At 35.8% G+C, this 18,796-nt stretch carries 11 protein-coding genes; 6 read left to right on the forward strand and 5 right to left on the reverse strand.

What is annotated here, in order from left to right; genetic code table 11:
• On the forward strand, positions 1 to 972 hold the full coding sequence (locus tag JM84_RS10995) for a homoserine kinase (protein WP_013751928.1): 972 nt from the start codon (positions 1 to 3) through the stop codon (positions 970 to 972).
• Positions 973 to 1,049: 77 nt separating this feature from the next.
• Here the strand turns inward: JM84_RS10995 and JM84_RS11000 are convergent, their stop codons facing one another.
• The 3 genes from JM84_RS11000 to JM84_RS11010 all read right to left on the reverse strand — a co-directional run bounded on the left by JM84_RS11000 (position 1,050) and on the right by JM84_RS11010 (position 6,481).
• Positions 1,050 to 2,339 (reverse strand): amidohydrolase family protein, encoded by a 1,290-nt coding sequence (locus JM84_RS11000; RefSeq protein WP_041295702.1) that lies wholly within the window; start codon positions 2,337 to 2,339, stop codon positions 1,050 to 1,052.
• Position 2,340: 1 nt separating this feature from the next.
• A complete protein-coding gene (locus JM84_RS11005; RefSeq protein WP_013751926.1) occupies positions 2,341 to 5,301 on the reverse strand; it encodes an amidohydrolase family protein in 2,961 nt (986 codons plus the stop codon).
• Positions 5,302 to 5,383: 82 nt separating this feature from the next.
• Positions 5,384 to 6,481 carry a DUF3810 domain-containing protein gene (locus JM84_RS11010; protein ID WP_013751925.1) on the reverse strand — a complete coding sequence of 366 codons (1,098 nt, stop codon included), beginning with the start codon at positions 6,479 to 6,481 and terminating at the stop codon, positions 5,384 to 5,386.
• A 364-nt stretch (positions 6,482 to 6,845) separates the two neighbouring features.
• Between JM84_RS11010 and JM84_RS11015 the strand changes: the two genes are divergently transcribed.
• The 3 genes from JM84_RS11015 (at position 6,846) to JM84_RS11025 (ending at position 10,417) form a co-directional block, all read left to right on the forward strand.
• Positions 6,846 to 8,447: an FMN-binding glutamate synthase family protein gene (locus JM84_RS11015; protein ID WP_144784250.1), complete on the forward strand. Its 1,602-nt coding sequence runs from the start codon at positions 6,846 to 6,848 to the stop codon at positions 8,445 to 8,447.
• A gap of 338 nt (positions 8,448 to 8,785) precedes the next feature.
• Positions 8,786 to 9,313, forward strand: coding sequence for a hypothetical protein (locus JM84_RS11020; RefSeq protein ID WP_144784252.1), 528 nt, complete (start codon positions 8,786 to 8,788; stop codon positions 9,311 to 9,313).
• A gap of 39 nt (positions 9,314 to 9,352) precedes the next feature.
• Positions 9,353 to 10,417, forward strand: coding sequence for a tetratricopeptide repeat protein (locus JM84_RS11025; protein ID WP_013751922.1), 1,065 nt, complete (start codon positions 9,353 to 9,355; stop codon positions 10,415 to 10,417).
• Positions 10,418 to 10,668: 251 nt separating this feature from the next.
• Here the strand turns inward: JM84_RS11025 and JM84_RS11030 are convergent, their stop codons facing one another.
• On the reverse strand, positions 10,669 to 13,047 hold the full coding sequence (locus JM84_RS11030; protein ID WP_144784254.1) for a TonB-dependent receptor: 2,379 nt from the start codon (positions 13,045 to 13,047) through the stop codon (positions 10,669 to 10,671).
• A gap of 442 nt (positions 13,048 to 13,489) precedes the next feature.
• Between JM84_RS11030 and JM84_RS11035 the strand changes: the two genes are divergently transcribed.
• Positions 13,490 to 13,960: a hypothetical protein gene (locus JM84_RS11035; RefSeq protein WP_144784255.1), complete on the forward strand. Its 471-nt coding sequence runs from the start codon at positions 13,490 to 13,492 to the stop codon at positions 13,958 to 13,960.
• A 151-nt stretch (positions 13,961 to 14,111) separates the two neighbouring features.
• Here the strand turns inward: JM84_RS11035 and JM84_RS11040 are convergent, their stop codons facing one another.
• Positions 14,112 to 14,708, reverse strand: a complete 597-nt coding sequence (locus JM84_RS11040; RefSeq protein WP_144784257.1) for a DUF6642 family protein — start codon at positions 14,706 to 14,708, stop codon at positions 14,112 to 14,114.
• A gap of 349 nt (positions 14,709 to 15,057) precedes the next feature.
• Between JM84_RS11040 and JM84_RS11045 the strand changes: the two genes are divergently transcribed.
• On the forward strand, positions 15,058 to 18,708 hold the full coding sequence (locus JM84_RS11045) for a PAS domain-containing protein (protein ID WP_144784259.1): 3,651 nt from the start codon (positions 15,058 to 15,060) through the stop codon (positions 18,706 to 18,708).
• Positions 18,709 to 18,796 lie beyond the last annotated feature (88 nt).

Here is an 18,796-nt window from a genome sequence, read left to right on the forward strand (position 1 = left end):
ATGTCTCAAGAAATGCATAAAAAAGCCACGGTACAAAGCCTTGATAATCCTACTGAGATACGCGTATTTTGTCCCGCTACAGTGGCAAATGTAAACTGCGGTTTTGATTCGCTAGGATTTGCCCTCGAGGGTATAGGTGACGAGATGGTTTTTAGAAAAACTGAAGGTCGCGGAGTTACGATTACAGAAATTACAGGTGATAAGCTCCCAATGGAAGCTCATAATAATGTGGCTGGTGTGGCGGGTAATGCAATGCTAGAAGGCGTTAATGCAGATTTTGGAGTAGAAATAGAAATTCATAAAAAGATACGCTCCGGTTCTGGAATAGGCAGCAGTAGTGCAAGTGCTGCAGGTGCGGTGTATGGTATTAATCAGTTTTTAGAACAGCCATTATCTAATCTTGAACTCACGCGCTACGCCATGAAAGGCGAAGCACTAGCAAGTGGCAATGAGCATGCAGATAATGTGGCTCCTTGCATTTATGGAGGTACCACGCTCGTTACTGGCTACAATCCATTTAAAGTAATTGCATTACCTCCCATGGATACGGTTTTCGTCGGGATTTTACATCCTCATATTACTATTAAAACTAAAGAAGCGAGGGAGATTTTACCCACGCACGTGCCTCTCAAGGATGCCATTGCACAATCACAACATCTGGCAGGCTTTGTTGCCTCGCTTTATGAATGGGATAAGCAATTATTTAAGGAAAGCATCAAAGATGTACTTGTAGAGCCACATCGCAAGCAATTGATTCCCCATTTTGATGAGATTAAAGCGATTTCTCAAAAAAATGGATGCATAGCCTTTGGTATTTCTGGCAGCGGACCTAGTATGTTTTGTCTCGCTTTCGCGAAAGCGGATATAGATCAATACCTATCTGAAAGTACCGCACTTTATGAAGGTAATGGACTTCAAGTAGACAGCTACTCCAGCCGAATTTCTGGTAAAGGTTGTATAGTGATTAAATAGCCATTAGTAATCTACCGCAAAATAAAAGCCCGAGCAATTGCTCGGGCTTTATTCATTAATATAACTAAGAGTAAGGATTACTCCTTTTGTCCATACTTCTCTGCATAACGCTTTGCAAGCTTGGTCTGGTGAGACTCTAAACTTATATCACGCCCTTGGATAAATGCTCTCGAAAGAATGTTTCCTCTCATGTCTAGTGCATTTCCTTCACTTATAAAAAGTGTTGCATCTTTTCCTACTTCAAGTGTCCCAACAGTGTTTGAAACTCCCATGATTTTTGCAGGATTCATTGTAATCATTTTAAGTGCATCTTCATCACTCATACCAAATTGAGTAACCTGTCCTGCATAAAAAGGAAGATTACGCACTTGCCAGTACTCTGAGTCGTATCCTAGCGCTACAGTAACACCAGCATCTGTAAGTAACTTAGGCAACTTATAAGGTAAATCATAATCGTGATCCTCCATAGAAGGTAGTTCTTGTACACGCTGTAAAATTACTGGCATATTTGCCGCTACAAGTTCTGCAGTTACTTTGTAAGACTGGTATCCTCCCACAAGAACTACATTTTTGAGGTTCATCTCCTTTGCAAATGCTATCACATCAAGTATTTGCTTCTGATCATTTGCAGAGACATATACATTTTGAGTTCCATCAAAAATACCACGCATCGCTTCAAAAGGAAGATTTTTTGATGTGTTTCCTTTTCCATAAGCACGAGCATTATTGAAAAAAGTTTTGATTTCGTTTACATCTTTACTGTAATTTTTATTTGGTTTATAACCTGGCTCCTCACCTAACCACCAGCGACCGCGTCGCATAGAACTAGGCCAGTCCATAAAGATACCTTCGTCTGTCTTATAAGCAGCATCTTCCCAGTTCCATGCATCAAGTTGAACAAGAGATGAAGAACCGGAAATAGTACCTCCTACAGGACGAATTTGCGCCATAAGTACGCCGTTTGGTCTCATGCTCTCTACTACTTTAGATTCTGCATTGTAAGCGATAATACCACGTACGTGCGGTATTAACTCACCTATCTCATCATCATCATTAGATTGCCTCACGGCCGCTGCTTCTACAAGACCTAATGTAGTGTTTGTAGCTATAAAACCAGGGTATATATGCTTTCCAGTAGCATTAATGACTTCACCTTTAGTGGTTGCACCTCCGCTTTGAATCGTGCTTATTTTACCGTTTTCAAAAACAATCGTAGCATTTTCTACTACGGTTCCGTTACCTACGTGAGCGGTTGCTCCTGTAATAGTGTAGGCAGCAGATTGCGCTGAGGCCGGTGTTTGTTGTGCGCTTGCAGTTGCTCCTAAAAGGAAAACAACGGCTACTAATAGTTGTTGTAGTGTCTTCATCTTAGTAAAGTGTTTGTTCTGTATCACAATGCATACGTTGTTTTTCTTTCTTTTTGGCAGGTTGCGTTTGTAAGCCTTTATTCTTTTCTGCAAGCATCATTGCAGTAAGTTGTGCTTTCTCGCGTTGTACTGTATTACGAAGTTCTTCGTCCTTGTTCATATCGAAAAATACTTTTCCTTCTATAATCGTTTTCTCTGCTCTCGCTTTTATACTAAGTGGGTGATCCGTCCATATGACAACATCTCCATCTTTACCAGGCTTTAAACTACCTGCGCGATCATCCATGTGTAATAGTTTTGCTGGATTAAGAGTTACCATTTTCCAAGCATCCTCTTCAGAGATACCACCGTACTTATGAATTTTTGCAGCTTCTTGATTAAGACGTCTAGACATCTCACCATCATCTGAGTTAATAGCAACGGTTACTCCTGCTCTATGCATGATTGCTGCATTATAAGGAATAGCGTCATTTACCTCATATTTGTAAGCCCACCAGTCTGAGAATGTTGATCCTCCTACACCATGTTCTGCCATTTTATCTGCAACTTTATATCCTTCAAGTATGTGTGTGAATGTATTGATATGAAAACCAAACTGCTCTGCCACTTTCATGGTCATGTTAATTTCACTTTGCACATAGGAGTGACAAGAAATTAAACGATCCATATTAAGGATGTCTACAATAGTTTCCATCTCCTCATCCATGCGATAAGGTTGACCGCTCTTTTTCTTTGCTTCGTATTCTTTTCCTCTTGTAAAGTAGTCCACAAATACTTGCTCTACTCCCATTCTCGTTTGTGGGAATCTTGAGAAGCTATTCCAGTTTGCTTGCTTTACGTTTTCACCCAAAGCAAATTTGATAAACTTCTTATCTGAAATCACCATCTCATCAATAGGTGATCCCCACTTTAATTTCATTACTGCACTCTGTCCTCCAATAGGATTTGCAGATCCGTGTAATAATTGAATAGCTGTAACTCCACCAGCAAGATTGCGGTAAATATCAGAATCGTCTGGGTTAACTACATCACTCATGCGAACCTCTGCCGTAGAGTTATGACCAGACTCGTTGATTGCAAATGCAGCAATGTGAGAGTGCTCATCTATAATACCAGAAGTTACATGCTTACCAGTACCATCTACTACCATAGCACCACGAGCAGAAAGGTTTTTACCTATTGCACTAATCTTTCCATCTTTTATTAAGACATCAGTATTTTCTAGAATACCTTCGGCTTCATTTGTCCACACAGTGGCATTTGTGATTAAAATATCTTGCTGTGTCGGTCTTGTTTCAAAACCAAAAGCCATATTAGGGAAGGTAAGTGGCATAACCGTAAGAGGTTTGTCCTCTTCTTTCTTATCGTCTTTATCTTTACTTGCGTCTAATGCTTTCTTAGTAGAAGTAAAGTTTTTCTCAGAACCATCTGCAAGAATTGCTTTACCTCTTAGACCATCTGCAGATGCTCTTGCTACAAGACGTACAAATTTTCCTTCGCTTTGAGGGAAGGTTACTGTTACCCATTCATCGCTATATGAAAATTCGCTTTTTACATCTTCTGTTTCTTTTTTGAGACTAGCTTTTGCTTTTTCTGTTGAATTTTTAATCTCAAGCTCATATGCTGCTCCATCAATATTCATGGTATAAACACCGTCAATATCAACTGTGTTCATATCCTTGATAACTGTTTTGTTACCTTGAATCCAGTGCTCATAAAGCTCTGTGTCTTTTTCAAATACTTCTCCAGAAGTAATCATAAAGTTTGCCCAAGCTCCTGTTTTAAGAACTCCTAGCTGACCGCTCTTTCCAATCATTGTTGCTGGAATAGTAGTGAGTGCTTCTAACGCTCTTTCCTTAGAAAGACCATACTTGATTGCCTTCATCAAGTGGTCTTTAAAATCTTTTGGAGATTTATGTGAGAATGTAGTAAGTGCAAATGTCACGCCTGCATCTTGTAATGCCTTAGGATTAGTAGGTGCTTGATTCCAATGTTTCATATCAGAAAGCGCTACATATTCGGCGGCATATGGGTTTTCCATATCGTAGGCATCTGGAAATTTAAGTGGGAGAATCATCTTACGATTCATCGCCTTAACTTCTCCGATACGCTTATACTCATCACCACCGGCAATAATTACATAGTCGATACCAAACTGGTCTCCTAGTTTATCTATACGAAGGTCATCATATAAACCATCACCTTCAAAAAACTGCGGAAGACCTTTGTTTCGCGAAAGCGCCTCCAAAGAAAGATCCTTAGTGTCTATATTTCCTTTCTCATACCAGTCTAAATCATGCTGCAACTGGCGTAGTAATGCTGTTGCTCCCATTTTAGAAGATGGATATGACTGACGTGAGGTTACACTCTTATCAAATGAGAAATACTGACCAAGGCGATCTTCTATCACGCGGTTTGCAGTATTTCCATCATTATTAAGTGCGATAAGCGCTCCTGTACCACGTGCAATACCATCGTGTTGATGTGTTACAACTACGCCAAAACCAGCCTCAAGATATTCGGATGCTTTTTTTGAGTCGTATTTAAAATCTTGATATCCATCTTGCTCAGATAAGATGTGATCATTCCAGTAAGCTCCCTCGCGAGAGTTATCATATTGTGAAGCACGTCCAGATCCTCCTGCACGCTTAGGCTTATCGATACCAAAATTAGTATAGATGTCTACAAAGGATGGATAGACATGTTTACCATTAAGATCTATAACAATAGCATTTTTTGCATATGATGAAGATTTGCCTACAGAGACCACTTTTCCATCTTGCACTACAAGCGTTCCATTTTTAATGGTTTCTGTAGGAGTGGTGTGAATGGTGGCGTTTGTGAACACCGTGTAATTTTGGTTTTTGGACTTGACTCCAGCGTTTGCTGGAAAATAATCTTGCCCATACATCGTAAATGAGCAGCTTACTAGCCCAAAGACAAGTAATTTTTTAAAGAACATAGGTTGAAAGTTTAGATCCTAAAGATAGCCACCGTATTAACGTTCTATTAAGGTTTAGGAAACTTTTAAGAGACTTTTAACATCAGAATGTATCTGGAAAACGCTGATCATAGTTAACCAAAAGTGCTACCATATAACTATAGCTCTTTAATCCACCTGGTTGATTATTTGCCTTTAAGTAATTGCTGTAAAACAGATCAAACAGTGGTTCCAGCGGATTATCCATCGCATCCCAGAAATCTCTAGAGTCTTGATAGTTTACTAAAATACCTGGATTAAGACGTGCTTTCAAGTCTTCTCCTAATTCCTTATCACGGCTGTACACATCATTGAGCGCATAGCGCAACGCAAAAATACTCCCTGAATATTGAAAATATAAATCCTCGTTATTAAGCGTTGCCATCACAGCAATAAAGTTGGCTTCATTTTCCTTTGCAAAACCGAGCTGATGTGCTTGCTCATGTGAAGAAATCACTGGCCATCGATGAGCTGGCACCATTCCATTAATTTGCGCCTCATTAGTAATAGGATTGAGATAACCACTATACCCCATTATAGACAGAGGGTATCGCAATAGCGAATTCTTAATACCCTGAGGTGGGTAACTAAGCTTTGGGAACTGAGTTTTAAGCGTCTCATAACCATTAAGCGTTCCCTTAAATATTTCTTGAAGACAAGTACTTTCACCTTCTGTATTGTCACAATAAACCACTCGGCTATTTTCATCTTCGGCAAGTTGATTGTGGAGGTTATTGCTATTTGTAATGAGCTTCTCTGTAAGTTGTACTAGCTCTTCGGTGGTGTACTCATTACCGATACCTAAAGATTCGTGCAAGGGAAGCCTATTATAATTCATCCCCCAAAGCAAATTAAAAGCACCATACACTATAGAAGTAATGGCTAGCATTTTTAGAAGAAAGGTTTTAAATCCTCTAAACTTGTTTTTAATGAGTAGTACAATTTCGCGCAAAGCGAGCACAATAAGCACAGCATACATGATTTCACCAAATGAAAACGGCAGCCAGCCAAAAGCATATCGAGACGCCTTTGACATGATAGGATACAATCCGTTGCTATAATATTGCTCTACCAGTTGCGGGTAACTCGCCAGCCAGCGAACCAAGACCATCTGCGGAATGAGAAGTAAGCCAATAATTAATAAGGTTTTATGTTTTTTCAATGTAGATGTGCTCTTTATAGTCTTCCGTAAATTTATGATAAGTTATTTGATTTGTGAGGGTGTGAGTGGTTTGATGTGATGTGATGCTACGTACTCACTCGAACTCAACGCTCCCCTAACCTTATGCATTCCTCTCGGTCGTTTCTCCCTCGTCGGAGGCAAGGAAGAGGAGAACTAAAGAAGTTCTTTTTGCGCAGCAAAAAAACTTAAACCCCACAACAGTGTCCGTCATTGAAGAGGGAGTCAGGGAGATGTTACGTATAGTACATCAACCAAAACTTCCCCAGAGAAGTAAGTAATAAACTTGAATTAAAATTTCAGACTAGGAGATAGTAAATTGTATTTTAGTGCAAAAATTGAATACATGGAAGAAGTTCTTGAGTTTTTAGGTAATATCTCATGGTGGATGTGGCTGATTTTGGTGGTAATAATTGTCGCTATACGAGATATATTTTTCAACAAAAAGCATATTATTACGCGCAACTTCCCAGTTGTGGGACATTTTAGGTATATGCTTGAGAGTATTGGACCAGAGTTACGCCAGTATATTGTCGCAAATAACCGTGAGGAACTTCCTTTTAATCGTATTGAACGTGGGTGGATTTATGCCTCTGCCAAAAATGAAAATAACTACGAAGGTTTTGGTACCGACCGTGACATCAACCAGTCGCATTATATCTTTATTAATAATGCGATGATGCCCTACAAGGTGGAAGAAAATCACCCTAATGCAAAAGACCCTTACTTCCTTGCATGTGCAAAAGTGATGGGGGCTGGCAGAAGAGCGCGCCCTTACAGACCTAGTTCTATTATTAACGTAAGTGCTATGAGTTATGGTAGCCTTTCGGCGAAAGCGGTAGAATCTTTAAATCGAGGTTGTGCAAAAGCATACGCCTATCACAATACTGGTGAAGGCGGACTCTCCCCTTACCATAAAAAAGGCGGTGATGTAGTGTTTCATTTTGGAACAGGTTATTTTGGAGTGCGCACCGAAGACGGCGGATTCTCTATGCCAAAAATGAAAAAACTTGTAGACGAGAACCCACAAGTACGCGCCATAGAAGTAAAACTCTCACAAGGAGCCAAACCTGGAAAAGGAGGTGTACTCCCAGGATCAAAAATTACTAAGGAAATTGCCGAAATACGTGGTGTGGAAGTGGGCAAAGATGTACTCTCTCCTCCTAACCATAAAGCATTTTCTAATGTGCCAGAATTGGTTGACTTTGTAGAAAGTATCGCTCATGAAACAGGACTCCCAGTAGGAATTAAAGCTGCCATAGGAAAACTGGATGCGTGGCGCGAACTAGCAAAAATAATGGCAACTACTGGTAAAGGACCAGATTTTATAACCATAGATGGTGGTGAAGGAGGAACCGGCGCTGCCCCGCCAAGTTTTGCAGATCATGTGGCGCTACCTTGGGTTTATGGATTCTCAGATATTTATAAAATTTTTAAGGAATACCAGCTCACAGAGCGTGTGGTATTTATAGGCTCAGGAAAGTTAGGATTCCCAGCTAAAGCCGCCATGGCTTTTGCGATGGGTGTAGACTGTATCAATGTAGCCCGAGAGGCCATGCTTGCCGTAGGTTGTATACAAGCAAAGGTATGCCACAACAATACCTGCCCTTCTGGTGTTGCGACCCAAAACAAGTGGTTACAGCGCGGTATAGATATTCCAGATAAGGCAGAGCGCACACACTATTACTTTAAAAATTTCAAGAAAGAACTACTAGAAATCACTCGCGCCTGCGGCTATGAGCACCCTTGCCAGCTCACCATGGACGATGTAGATATTAATCTAGGAGATAAAAACCTCACCCAGACCCTAGCAGATGTGTATGGATACAATAAAGTAGCCGTACCCTTTAAAGGAGCCGCTACCCTCATGGCATGCCCAGATCTAGGAGGTAACTATAACAAAGCAGAAGTTGCCGACGAAATTGATATGAAAGACGTGCGTTATTAAAAGTACGCTTTCGCGAAAATGTGAATCCTAATCACATAATTGCATTAAATACCACCATAATACGGATAACCGTATGTAAATAATAAAAAGGAGTTGTATGTTTAACAACTCCTTTTTGGGTTTTAAGAAGTGGTTGATGTGTTATTTTGACATCTATTGAGATGATGTTAAAGCTTTATTTGTAATATTATGCGCGGCACATAACTTTAAAATTTATTGTATGTTTAATCCCACAGCCTATACTCTAAATATTTTTAAATCAGACATCTACACAGTCATTAAGGTACAATCGTTTTGTAATTTTAGGGAATTAACAAAAATTTGTTCAAATTATAAAAATGCAAAAGATAATTAAAAATCGAATTCCAATTCACGTTGACTTAGCTCCAAATCGAAATGAAGTTTATTCTGGAATTTGCCTAAAATCGAATAATAATATTTTTGTCTTTATCAATTTTAATGATGACTCAAAAGAATACGATGGTTTCGCAATAATTAGGAATTTTGAAATACAAAAATATCGAGAATGGGACGACAACGAATTAAGTGAAATAAAGAATAACAATTACACGAATTTTATTGGAAAACTACCGCTCGAAAAAATGAATAATTTCTTTAAGTGCTTGTTGATATTAGAGAATGAAGAGTTGATTACAGTGTTTACAGAAACTGATGATGATTCATATTATGTAGGAAGAATTGAAAATATATCTGAAAACGAAGTGGAATTAAAATTAATAAATGAAAATGCGGAATGGATTGAAAATGAAAAAATTAAAATAAATGCTATTAGTTATATTGGGTTTGGAACGTGTTATGAAAAAGCACTATTAGATAAAAGAGTTTTGGATAACCCCAATAATTAAACTAAATATAAATTTGACTTTTTATAACAATACCATCTTATGAATAAAATAGTTCTATTTATCATTCTTCAACTCATTGTATTTACTGCTTTCGCTCAAACCAATAAAGAGCTAGCTCTAGAAAAAGCAAAGGAGGCCATCACTATAATGGATGAGGGTAGAATTGATGAAAGCATTAAGCTTTTGGAAGAAAGCCAGAAGCTCGATCCTATAAACTATTCCTACCCCTATGAGATTGCTTACGCCCATGTGTTAACTAAAGACTACAACCAAGCTTTAAAAATTCTAAAAAAAATAAAGAAATATGACACTTTAAATAGCCAAGTCTATCAAATGTCTGGTAACTGCTATAGTTATTTAGGCAAACCAGAAAGGGCTATTAAAGAATATGAAGAGGGAATGGAACGCTTTCCTAATGCCGGTAATTTACATCTTGAAAAAGGAAACGTATATCACCATCAAGAAGAATATGATCAGGCAATAGTCAACTATCAAAAAGGGATTGAAGTTGATCCTACATTTGCTTCCAACTACTTTAGACTTGCTAAGCTCTATTTAAATTCTCCTGATAAGCTTTCAGGTCTAATTGATGGAGAGATATTCATGAACTTAGAAAGAACCACCGACCGCACCATCGAGATGAGTGAGCTTCTCTATGAGACCTATAAATCCTCCATTACTTTTGGAGATACAGATATCTCTATTGATTTCTGTGAGATTAACATTGATGCAACAAAAGTAAATATTGACGAGCCTGTAAATCTTCCATTTTGCGGCATTTTTGGTAAGAATATTACCCTAGCTATAATTGAAGAAAAAGAAATTACTTTAAATTCACTATCAAGAATAAGAGAACGATTTATTGAGAATTACTACCAAGAAGATTTGAGCATACATCAAAATATACTTTTTGCTTATCAAAAAGAGCTTCTTGATAAAAATCTATTTGACGCTTATAATCATTACTTGTTCCAAATTGGTAACGAAAAAGAATACAATGAATGGTTAGATACTCATCAAAAAGAATATGACGCATTCGTAGAGTGGTACACTAATGATGAGAACACAATAGATATAAATATTCAAAATAGATTTGTAAAATAAAATATTTTGAAACTGATGTGATTTTAGAAGCTCAAAAAAAAGAAAATGATTAGAACATATAGCTAGTTCTCACTTTCATATATAATATGTGTAGCCTTTTTGCCTTTTGGCATAAGGACAGAAAAAAAACTCATAGAAGATTTATTTGAGTAAATAAAACATAGGCTGTCATAAATTATATAAAATGAGAATGATCACCTTAAAGAGATGACCATTCTATTTTATTTTTAGTAAATTAATTTATTTGGAAATTAGAAGTTATAGCTTATAACCGCAGATAGCGTTCTAGGATCTGTCTGGTTTATAAATCTTGTTCTATAAGCATTATATCCAATCTCATCAAAAAGGTTATTGACTAATAATCTCCCACTCCAATGCTCATTAAAGGTATATGATGCTTGAAGATCTACTTGAGTAAAAGATGCTATGTTAAACGGCTCTTGGTTAGGTATAATTCCCTCATGGCTTATTGCTCCTGCAGACCAATCATTCACAGGTCTATCTCCAGTATAATAAATACCTCCACCTAATGCTAAGCCTTTGAGCTTATTTGTAAAGTTATAATCTAAATAAAGATTTGCTGTATGACTAGGTGTATTGAGAGGTGAAGAACCATACACAAATGAAGTATGCTCTTTATATTGCGCGTCTATGAATGAATACCCAGCTACTGCCGTTAGGTTTTCTAATATACGACCAGTAAGTTCTAATTCTATACCTTGTCTCTGGTCATTACCTCCCTTTTCATAAAATCCTGTTGCGATAAAGTTGCTGTCATAAACTGGTAAATTAATGTTACGATTATTTATTTTAAAATAGGTTGCATTAAAACGTAGTCGATCGTTGTACCAGCTCGTTTTTAGACCTGCTTCAAATTGGTCAAAACGTTCATTTCCTAATGCATTACCATTAATATCTATTCTACTACCTGTACGAGGGTAGGCACTATTTGTATATGAAGCAAAAACATTAAGATGTGATACTGGTGACACTACAAAACCTACAAGAGGACTAAATGTGTCGCTACTTGTAATTTCATTAACAGTTATTGTTTCTGTAGTGCTATAGCGCAAACCAATAAACGTGTTAAGCCATTTATTCCAAGAAATAACATCTTGTACTACAAACCCTAGAGCATTGGTCTCGGCAAAACTTAGATTTTCATTTTGAAAACTTATACTAGGTAATACGCTACTGTTAGCTTTAAATACATTGAGGGTATCTACTACATTTATAGTTTCACTACCAGTAGAAGCGTTTGTTGTCCTGTAGTCTAAACCTATTTGAAATGTATGCTTTATGGCGCCAGTTTGAATATCCTTACCCACTAAGTCTAATTGTAAAGTACTGTTATCATCTTTTCTATATGAATTTGAGTAACCTCTCTGTCTTAGATTGTACTGTATCTCATCATTTGTAGCAATAGCCCCGCCTAGACTTGCCCCTTTATCTTGGAGGTCTAACTGTGATGCATAGTAAGCTGCTTTAAGAGTGAGCTTATCTGAGAGAATACGATCAAATCGTACAGAATATGTTGTATTCTTGGTAATTGCTTTGTCATTTTCAAAACCTAAAAATTGATGATGGGGCAAGTCATAAATTGCATTTGTATCATTCTCGTCAAGATTTACCGTTCCTATATCAGGAGTACGACTATCATAAAAATGATCAAGTTCTAGGGTAAGTTTTGACTTATCATCTATCTTAAACTCAAGTGAGGGATTGATATAAAATCGCTGTGATGAAATTCCAGAACGGTAACTATCTGATCTTTGAATAGCCCCATTGAATCTGTAAGCTATAGTTTCTTTTTCATTAAGCGGTCCATAAACATCTACTGTTGTACGTGTGAGTCCATAACTCCCTAAGCGTTGCGAAACCTGACCTCCAAAGCGGTATTTAGGAGTTTTAGTAACAATATTGACGACTCCACCCGGGCTTCCTAGATCTGTAGCTAAACCTTGAGTTATAGCAGCAGCTCCCTTAAGAACTTGAATATTATCTACTCCTTGCATATCTGTAAGGATACCCACACCTCTAAAATCTGAATGCACACGAACGCCATTTTTTAAAATTGGAATTCCTCTGAAGCCTCTGGAAGAAATACTTTCTCTTTTATTGCCATATGTGGCAAATGTGTAAACTCCAGGTACGTTTTTTGTTGCATCAGAGATTGTCAAAGCTCCTTGCTTTTCTATAAGTTTTTCAGAAATAACAGATATACTTTGTATCTGTTCGTGTGGAGCTAACGGTAACCTAGTTAAAGCTTCTATTTTATCTGGATGACTATTACGTCTTCCAAAGACTTCCACTTGTTCAAGCGAATTATCAAATTCCAGTACAATATTATAAGTGTTTATTTGATTTGATATAAAGCTTGCCTCTATGGTTTTTGTTACAAAACCGATGGCACTTATCTCAATTTTATAAATACCTTCATTCTTTATAGTAAGTGTGTACATACCTTCCTCATCTGCCATTGTACCTTGTTTGAGAGTAGGTATATAAATATTTGCAAATGGTATTGCCTCCTTATGTTTTCCTTTAGCGCTTCCTTCGATAGTAGGATTTGTCTGAGCCATTGTGACTGATAGAAAAAGTAATTGCGTGAAAAGTAATGAATATTTCATTGTTTGTTTTTATTTAGATTAAATATAAATAGAGCGCAAAACTAGCATGATTTCTTTTAGTAAAAAAGCTATTTAGAATTAATCTAAATTATTTTTTTATAATTATGATTAATGTATTAAGAATGAATATGTTTGATAAAGATTGAGAAGGTTGAAAGAGTAAAACGGCAACGACAATTGTATAACAACTCATATTTACACTTAAGAGACTACTAAATCCATAAAGTCTAAAGTCTCGCGATAGAAGATTAATAGTACGCTAATAGATTGTTGGAAGCCAGTTATTTAAGCTTTTGCAAATGATTTCTCTGACTCGAAAACTTGAAGATTGTAACAATAGTTGAATAGTGATACTAATAAAAAATCAACCTAGCTTCCATAATAAAACAAGTAAATCCTGATATTATAGAGTTAACAAATTAATAGTAGTTTCCAACTTATTATGAAGAGCCGACTATCACTCCCAAACCGCATAATACATGGCATTACCATACTTATAACACTAGTGGTACTTATGGATTTTGCCTTGCCTGGAACTCGGTATACAGAAGATGTGGTTTCCGTATCTAGAAAAAAGGAAAAATATTATAATGCTGGTGGAAACTGGCACAATACGTATCATGTAGTGACTGCTACTCGTCAGTTTTCGGTTTCAAAGGATGTTGCTACTACTGCAGAAGATAAACAAATTGATTATGCACTGTCTTTGCTCTTTAAAGAAGTTAATGGGTACAAGCTAGCTACATCAAACAAGAATCAAATTTACTCCTTTAGAGTAGTTTCTGGACTGGTGCTTCCACTGCTTGTTTTTCTTGCAATAGGCATCAGTTATCGCTTTAAAAAAGATTTGAGCCTCCTGCTTTTTATCTTGCAAGTTTTAACGGTAGGGAATCTTGTTATGCTGATACTTTAGAGCGCTTTATCGGTTATTATATTTCACCAATTGTAATGATATCAAGTCTATCATTCTGTTGTTATTAATTTGCTTAATGAATGAGAAGATAATGTTGATTTTTCACATTTTCGCGAAAGCGAATTTTACAAAATCACACTTTAAGTAACGATTAATAATACAATCTAAAATCAAGCAGTTTACAGAGTTTATAATGTTTTTGAAACATCTCCTCCACCACTTCTTTAAAGTCTTCGTTTTCTTGAAACATACTAAAAAACACTCTATCTATAGTATCTGTGCTCGATAATGTGTTCTTGCTAGATCCATAGCCAGAGATTGCACGGGCACCAGTAACATCAAGAAAGTATTGTGATTCTTCGTCAGTTAAGTCGAGTGCTTTTTTATTTGAAAAATGGATGATTTTACCTGTCATTCTTCCTTCAAAAATTTCGGCAATTTCTTCAATGCTGTAGTAATAATCATTGAGCATGATATTATTAGGCTGGCCTGGCATAATAAGGTAAATAATTTCATAATCCTTAAAATTATGGTCATCATAGATGAGGATATTGAGGCTTTCCTCTAGGCTTTCTATAGAATCACAGGTTTTATAAATACTAGCGATTCCTTGTTTTAAAGCAATATCTTCTAACGTAGTAATTACCTCTGTAGTAATCTCGTGATCCACATCTGAAACCGCCTCTAGACAGTAAATAAACTTTTCTGCTTCATTAAAAGGAGCTAGGTGAGACTGGGTATCTTCCATAAGAAGTAGTTATATATTTAAATACTAAATACACGGTGTCGCAGAGAGTATTTGATTGTCTTTTCTTACAAAAATAAAAGAAAACAATCTTTACAACTATTAAAGATTATTAAAAAAATGATGCTTATATTCTATCAGCCAAACAGATAAATGATTTAAAATTAATCTTAATCTATTGCATTTACAAGCCGATAAAGCATTAAATTCTACAAACGTTTGCGACGTTTTTCCGCTTTCGCGAAAGCGGAATCTAATCTTTTTTATTAATGTAAGGAGTATATTATATATTTTTAATAATTTTATTTATTGAATTAGTAATAAGACAATTAGCCGTCTAAATGACAGCATTATGGCTGAAGCTATAACAAATATGGAAATAAATAAAAAGTCTAAGTTTCAAGAATTAGAAAGACAAATAGAGGATTTAGAATCTGCAAGGGAGCACGATTATAAAACGCTGTTTGATAACTCTACAATTTCTATATGGAACGAAGACTTCACTCTCGTATTTGAAGAAATTGAAAGACTTAGAACTCTCAATGTCTCCAATATCAAAAAATATCTTAAGAAAAACCCTGAGACCTTATCTACATTATTAGGAAAGTTAAAAGTAAATAATGTAAATGGGGCTACTTTAAAATTGTTTAAAGCAGAAAATAAAGAGGATTTTTTTAATAATATTCAAAACACATTTGGAAAAGGAGCATCAAAGGTTTTTACAAAACTTATAATTGCGATTTGGAAAAAGAAGAAAGCATTCATCTCTGAAGTAAACTATAAAACCTTAAAGGGAGTTGAATTTAAGGCTTTGTTATCTGTACGTATACCTCAAACTTTATTAGAACAAAAATCAGTGCCAGTCACTATCCAAGACATTAGTGAATTAAAAGCCGTACAATCTGCCAAGAAACAATCTATATTAAAATTACAACAAGCTCAAAAATTAGGGAGAATGGGTAGTTGGGAATGGAAGTGGAAAACAGATGAAGCTTACTGGTCTGATGAAATGTATAAAATTTATGGTGTTAAGAAAGGAGAATTTGATCCTACTAGTGACAATGTAAGGGTGTTAATTTTTGAAGAAGATAGACCTAAGGTAAAGAACGTTATCAAAAAACTTTTCACCGAAAGATCAATGGAGCCGTTCGAATTTAGAATTGTAAGGACAAACAATGAAATAAGACATCTAAGTATCCTAGGTATAGAGTTTATAAAGGATAAAGTTTATGGTGTAACTCAAGATATAACAGATAGGAAAATTATAGAAGACGATCTAAATGAAGCACAAAAACTTGCCAAGGTAGGAAGCTGGATATTTAATACTGATGTAAGAAAAATGGAATGGTCTAAGGTGATGTTCCACATTTGGGGATTTGATCCAAGTCAAGGCACACCTCCCTACAAAGTATTGCTTAATCATGTCCATCCAGATGATATGGAATTGTGGGATAGTTGTATTAAAAGGGCTAGCTCTCAAGGAATTCCATATGATATAGAACATAGGATATGTCTGCCTGATGGAACACAAAAAGTAATAAGGTGTATATGTGAACCTGTACTAGGTCCTAACGGAACTGTTATTGGTTTAAAAGGAACCGGTCAAGATATTACAGAGCAAAAACTTATAGATGAAGCATTAATAGAGGCAAAAGAAAAAGCTGAAGAAAGCAAAAATCATTTAAATAGTATAATAAAGAATATAGGAGATCCAGTCTTTGTAAAAGATGACCAAAGCAGGTTGGTAATAGTTAATGAAGCCTTCTGCACACTTTTTGGATTTGAGAGACAAGAAATTATTGGTAAGACACTCGCTGAGGAGGTCTCACCTGCTGAAAGAGAAGCCTTTTTAAGTATAGATAAACAATTAATAATTGATGGAATAGAAAACATAACAGAAGAGTCACTGACTATAAGAGAGGGTGAAACTCAAAGAATTTCTACAAGAAAGACACGCTTTATTGATTCTAACGGAAATATTTTTATCGTTGGAGTTATACATGACATTACAGAACGCTTTAAAACAGAAAACTTAATAAAAGAAGCAAAAGAACGTGCAGAAGAAAATGAAGAACGCTTTCGTATACTAATGCTTAATCTAGAAGCTGGTGTAGTTGTTCATGCACCAGATACATCAATTGTGCAGTGCAACTATAGAGCATCTCAGATTCTAGGTTTTGATGAGAAGTATGTACAAGGAAAAACAGGTGAAAGTATGGAACTGAAACTTGTAAATCTTAATGCATCCCCACTAGCAATTGCAGATTATCCTGTAAATAAAATTGCAAAGACAAAAGAGTCAATAAAAAACCAAGTTATAGGCTTGAAGCGAGAAGATAAAGAAGATATTACTTGGGTAACTCTCAATGGCTTCCCAGTATTAAGTAGTACTGGGGAGATCAAGGAAATTGTGATGATTTTCATTGATATAACTGCGCAGAGACAGAATGAAAAAGACAAACTAAAAGCTAAGTTATTATTAGATAAAACAGAGAAAGAATTAAGTGATGCTCAAGCCCTAGCTAAAATAGGTAGCTGGCTTGTTAAGCCATTAACTATGAAAATGGAATGGTCTAAGGAAATGTATAACATTTGGGGTTATAAATATGGAAAGGACAACCATGAGTATCTAAGCGTCATTGATAGAGTTCATCCAGATGATAGAGAAATACTTAAAAATGCAGTAGATGAAGCCACTAATTCTGGTGCGCCATATAAGATTGAATATAGAATTTGTATTCCTGACCATCCTCAAAAAACTGTACGGGCAATATGCCAACCTATAATGGATGATGCCGGAAATGTCATAAGTCTTGCAGGAACAAATCAAGATATCACACAACAAAAATTATTATCTAGAGAATTAATAAGTGCCAAGGAAAAAGCGGAAGAAAGTGATAGATTAAAATCTGCTTTTCTTGCAAATTTAAGTCACGAGATGCGTACTCCTATGAACGGTATTTTGGGATTTTCAGAATTATTGAGGAGAAAAAATATATCAGAAGAAAAAAGAGATATCTACTTAGAACTTATAGAAAAAGAGGGACATCGCTTATTAAGTTTTATTTCTAACATTGTTGATATTTCCAAGATTGAATCAAACATTATTCATATTGATAATTCACGAGTTAATCTAAATACTATCATAAAAGATATTTATTCAAAATATCTTTTAAAATTGGAGAATTCAGGAGTGAAACTCATTATAGAAATGGGGCTTGATGACGCAGATAGCTTCATTGAAACAGATGAAAATAAATTAGTACAGATTATATCAAACTTATTAGAGAATGCTATAAAATTTACTAAACAAGGAACAATTGAATTTGGATACTCCCTTTATGAAAAGAACCTTAAATTCTTTGTAAAAGATTCAGGTATTGGAATAGAAGAAGAAGAACAAAAAAACATTTTTGACAGGTTTACACAAGGAAGACGCGAGCAAACTCATAACCTCGGTGTAGGTCTTGGCCTTTCTATTGTAGAAGGTCTCATAAAACTTCTAAATGGAGAAGTGTGGATCGATTCTCAAATAGGAGAAGGATCAACATTTTTCTTTACAATACCTTATAAAAAAATAGTCAGCAAAACTAACTTAGCAAATACATTTAATGAAACTACTTTAGAAAGTGGTGATTTTACAATCTTAATAGCAGAAGATGACAACTTAAGTTTTCTTTATATACAAGCTTGCCTTTCGGATTATGACTGTACCATTTTACGAGCTATTAATGGAAAAGAGGCTGTTGAGCTAGTTCACAAAAATTCTAAAATAGACTTAGTGTTGATGGATATTAATATGCCTATTATGGATGGTAATGAAGCATTAGAGGAAATAAGGAAGACTAATAAAGAACTTACAATCATTGCTCAAACCGGGCTAGCAATGTCAGGAGATAAGGAAAAAATGCTTAATGCTGGCTTTGATGATTACATATCAAAACCAATTTCTACAACCATACTAACCAACACAATAAATAAACATTTGAAAATAACTACATAGCCTAGGATTCGTAATTGTGATAAATTCTTCTTATTGCATCTTATGTTATTTATATACAAATAGCGCTTTCTTTTTTCTCTTATAAATC

This window comes from Dokdonia sp. Hel_I_63, from assembly GCF_007827285.1.
In the GTDB taxonomy this organism is placed as follows: domain Bacteria; phylum Bacteroidota; class Bacteroidia; order Flavobacteriales; family Flavobacteriaceae; genus Dokdonia.

Bases quoted from the DNA above. Each gene is read 5' to 3' on its own strand.
- JM84_RS11040 (WP_144784257.1), bottom strand. From the start codon at position 14,708: ATGGAAGATACCCAGTCTCACCTAGCTCCTTTTAATGAAGCAGAAAAG.
- JM84_RS10995 (WP_013751928.1), top strand. From the start codon at position 1: ATGTCTCAAGAAATGCATAAAAAAGCCACGGTACAAAGCCTTGATAAT.
- JM84_RS11030 (WP_144784254.1), bottom strand. From the start codon at position 13,047: ATGAAATATTCATTACTTTTCACGCAATTACTTTTTCTATCAGTCACA.
- JM84_RS11025 (WP_013751922.1), top strand. From the start codon at position 9,353: ATGAATAAAATAGTTCTATTTATCATTCTTCAACTCATTGTATTTACT.
- JM84_RS11045 (WP_144784259.1), top strand. From the start codon at position 15,058: ATGGCTGAAGCTATAACAAATATGGAAATAAATAAAAAGTCTAAGTTT.
- JM84_RS11015 (WP_144784250.1), top strand. From the start codon at position 6,846: ATGGAAGAAGTTCTTGAGTTTTTAGGTAATATCTCATGGTGGATGTGG.
- JM84_RS11035 (WP_144784255.1), top strand. From the start codon at position 13,490: ATGAAGAGCCGACTATCACTCCCAAACCGCATAATACATGGCATTACC.
- JM84_RS11005 (WP_013751926.1), bottom strand. From the start codon at position 5,301: ATGTTCTTTAAAAAATTACTTGTCTTTGGGCTAGTAAGCTGCTCATTT.
- JM84_RS11020 (WP_144784252.1), top strand. From the start codon at position 8,786: ATGCAAAAGATAATTAAAAATCGAATTCCAATTCACGTTGACTTAGCT.
- JM84_RS11000 (WP_041295702.1), bottom strand. From the start codon at position 2,339: ATGAAGACACTACAACAACTATTAGTAGCCGTTGTTTTCCTTTTAGGA.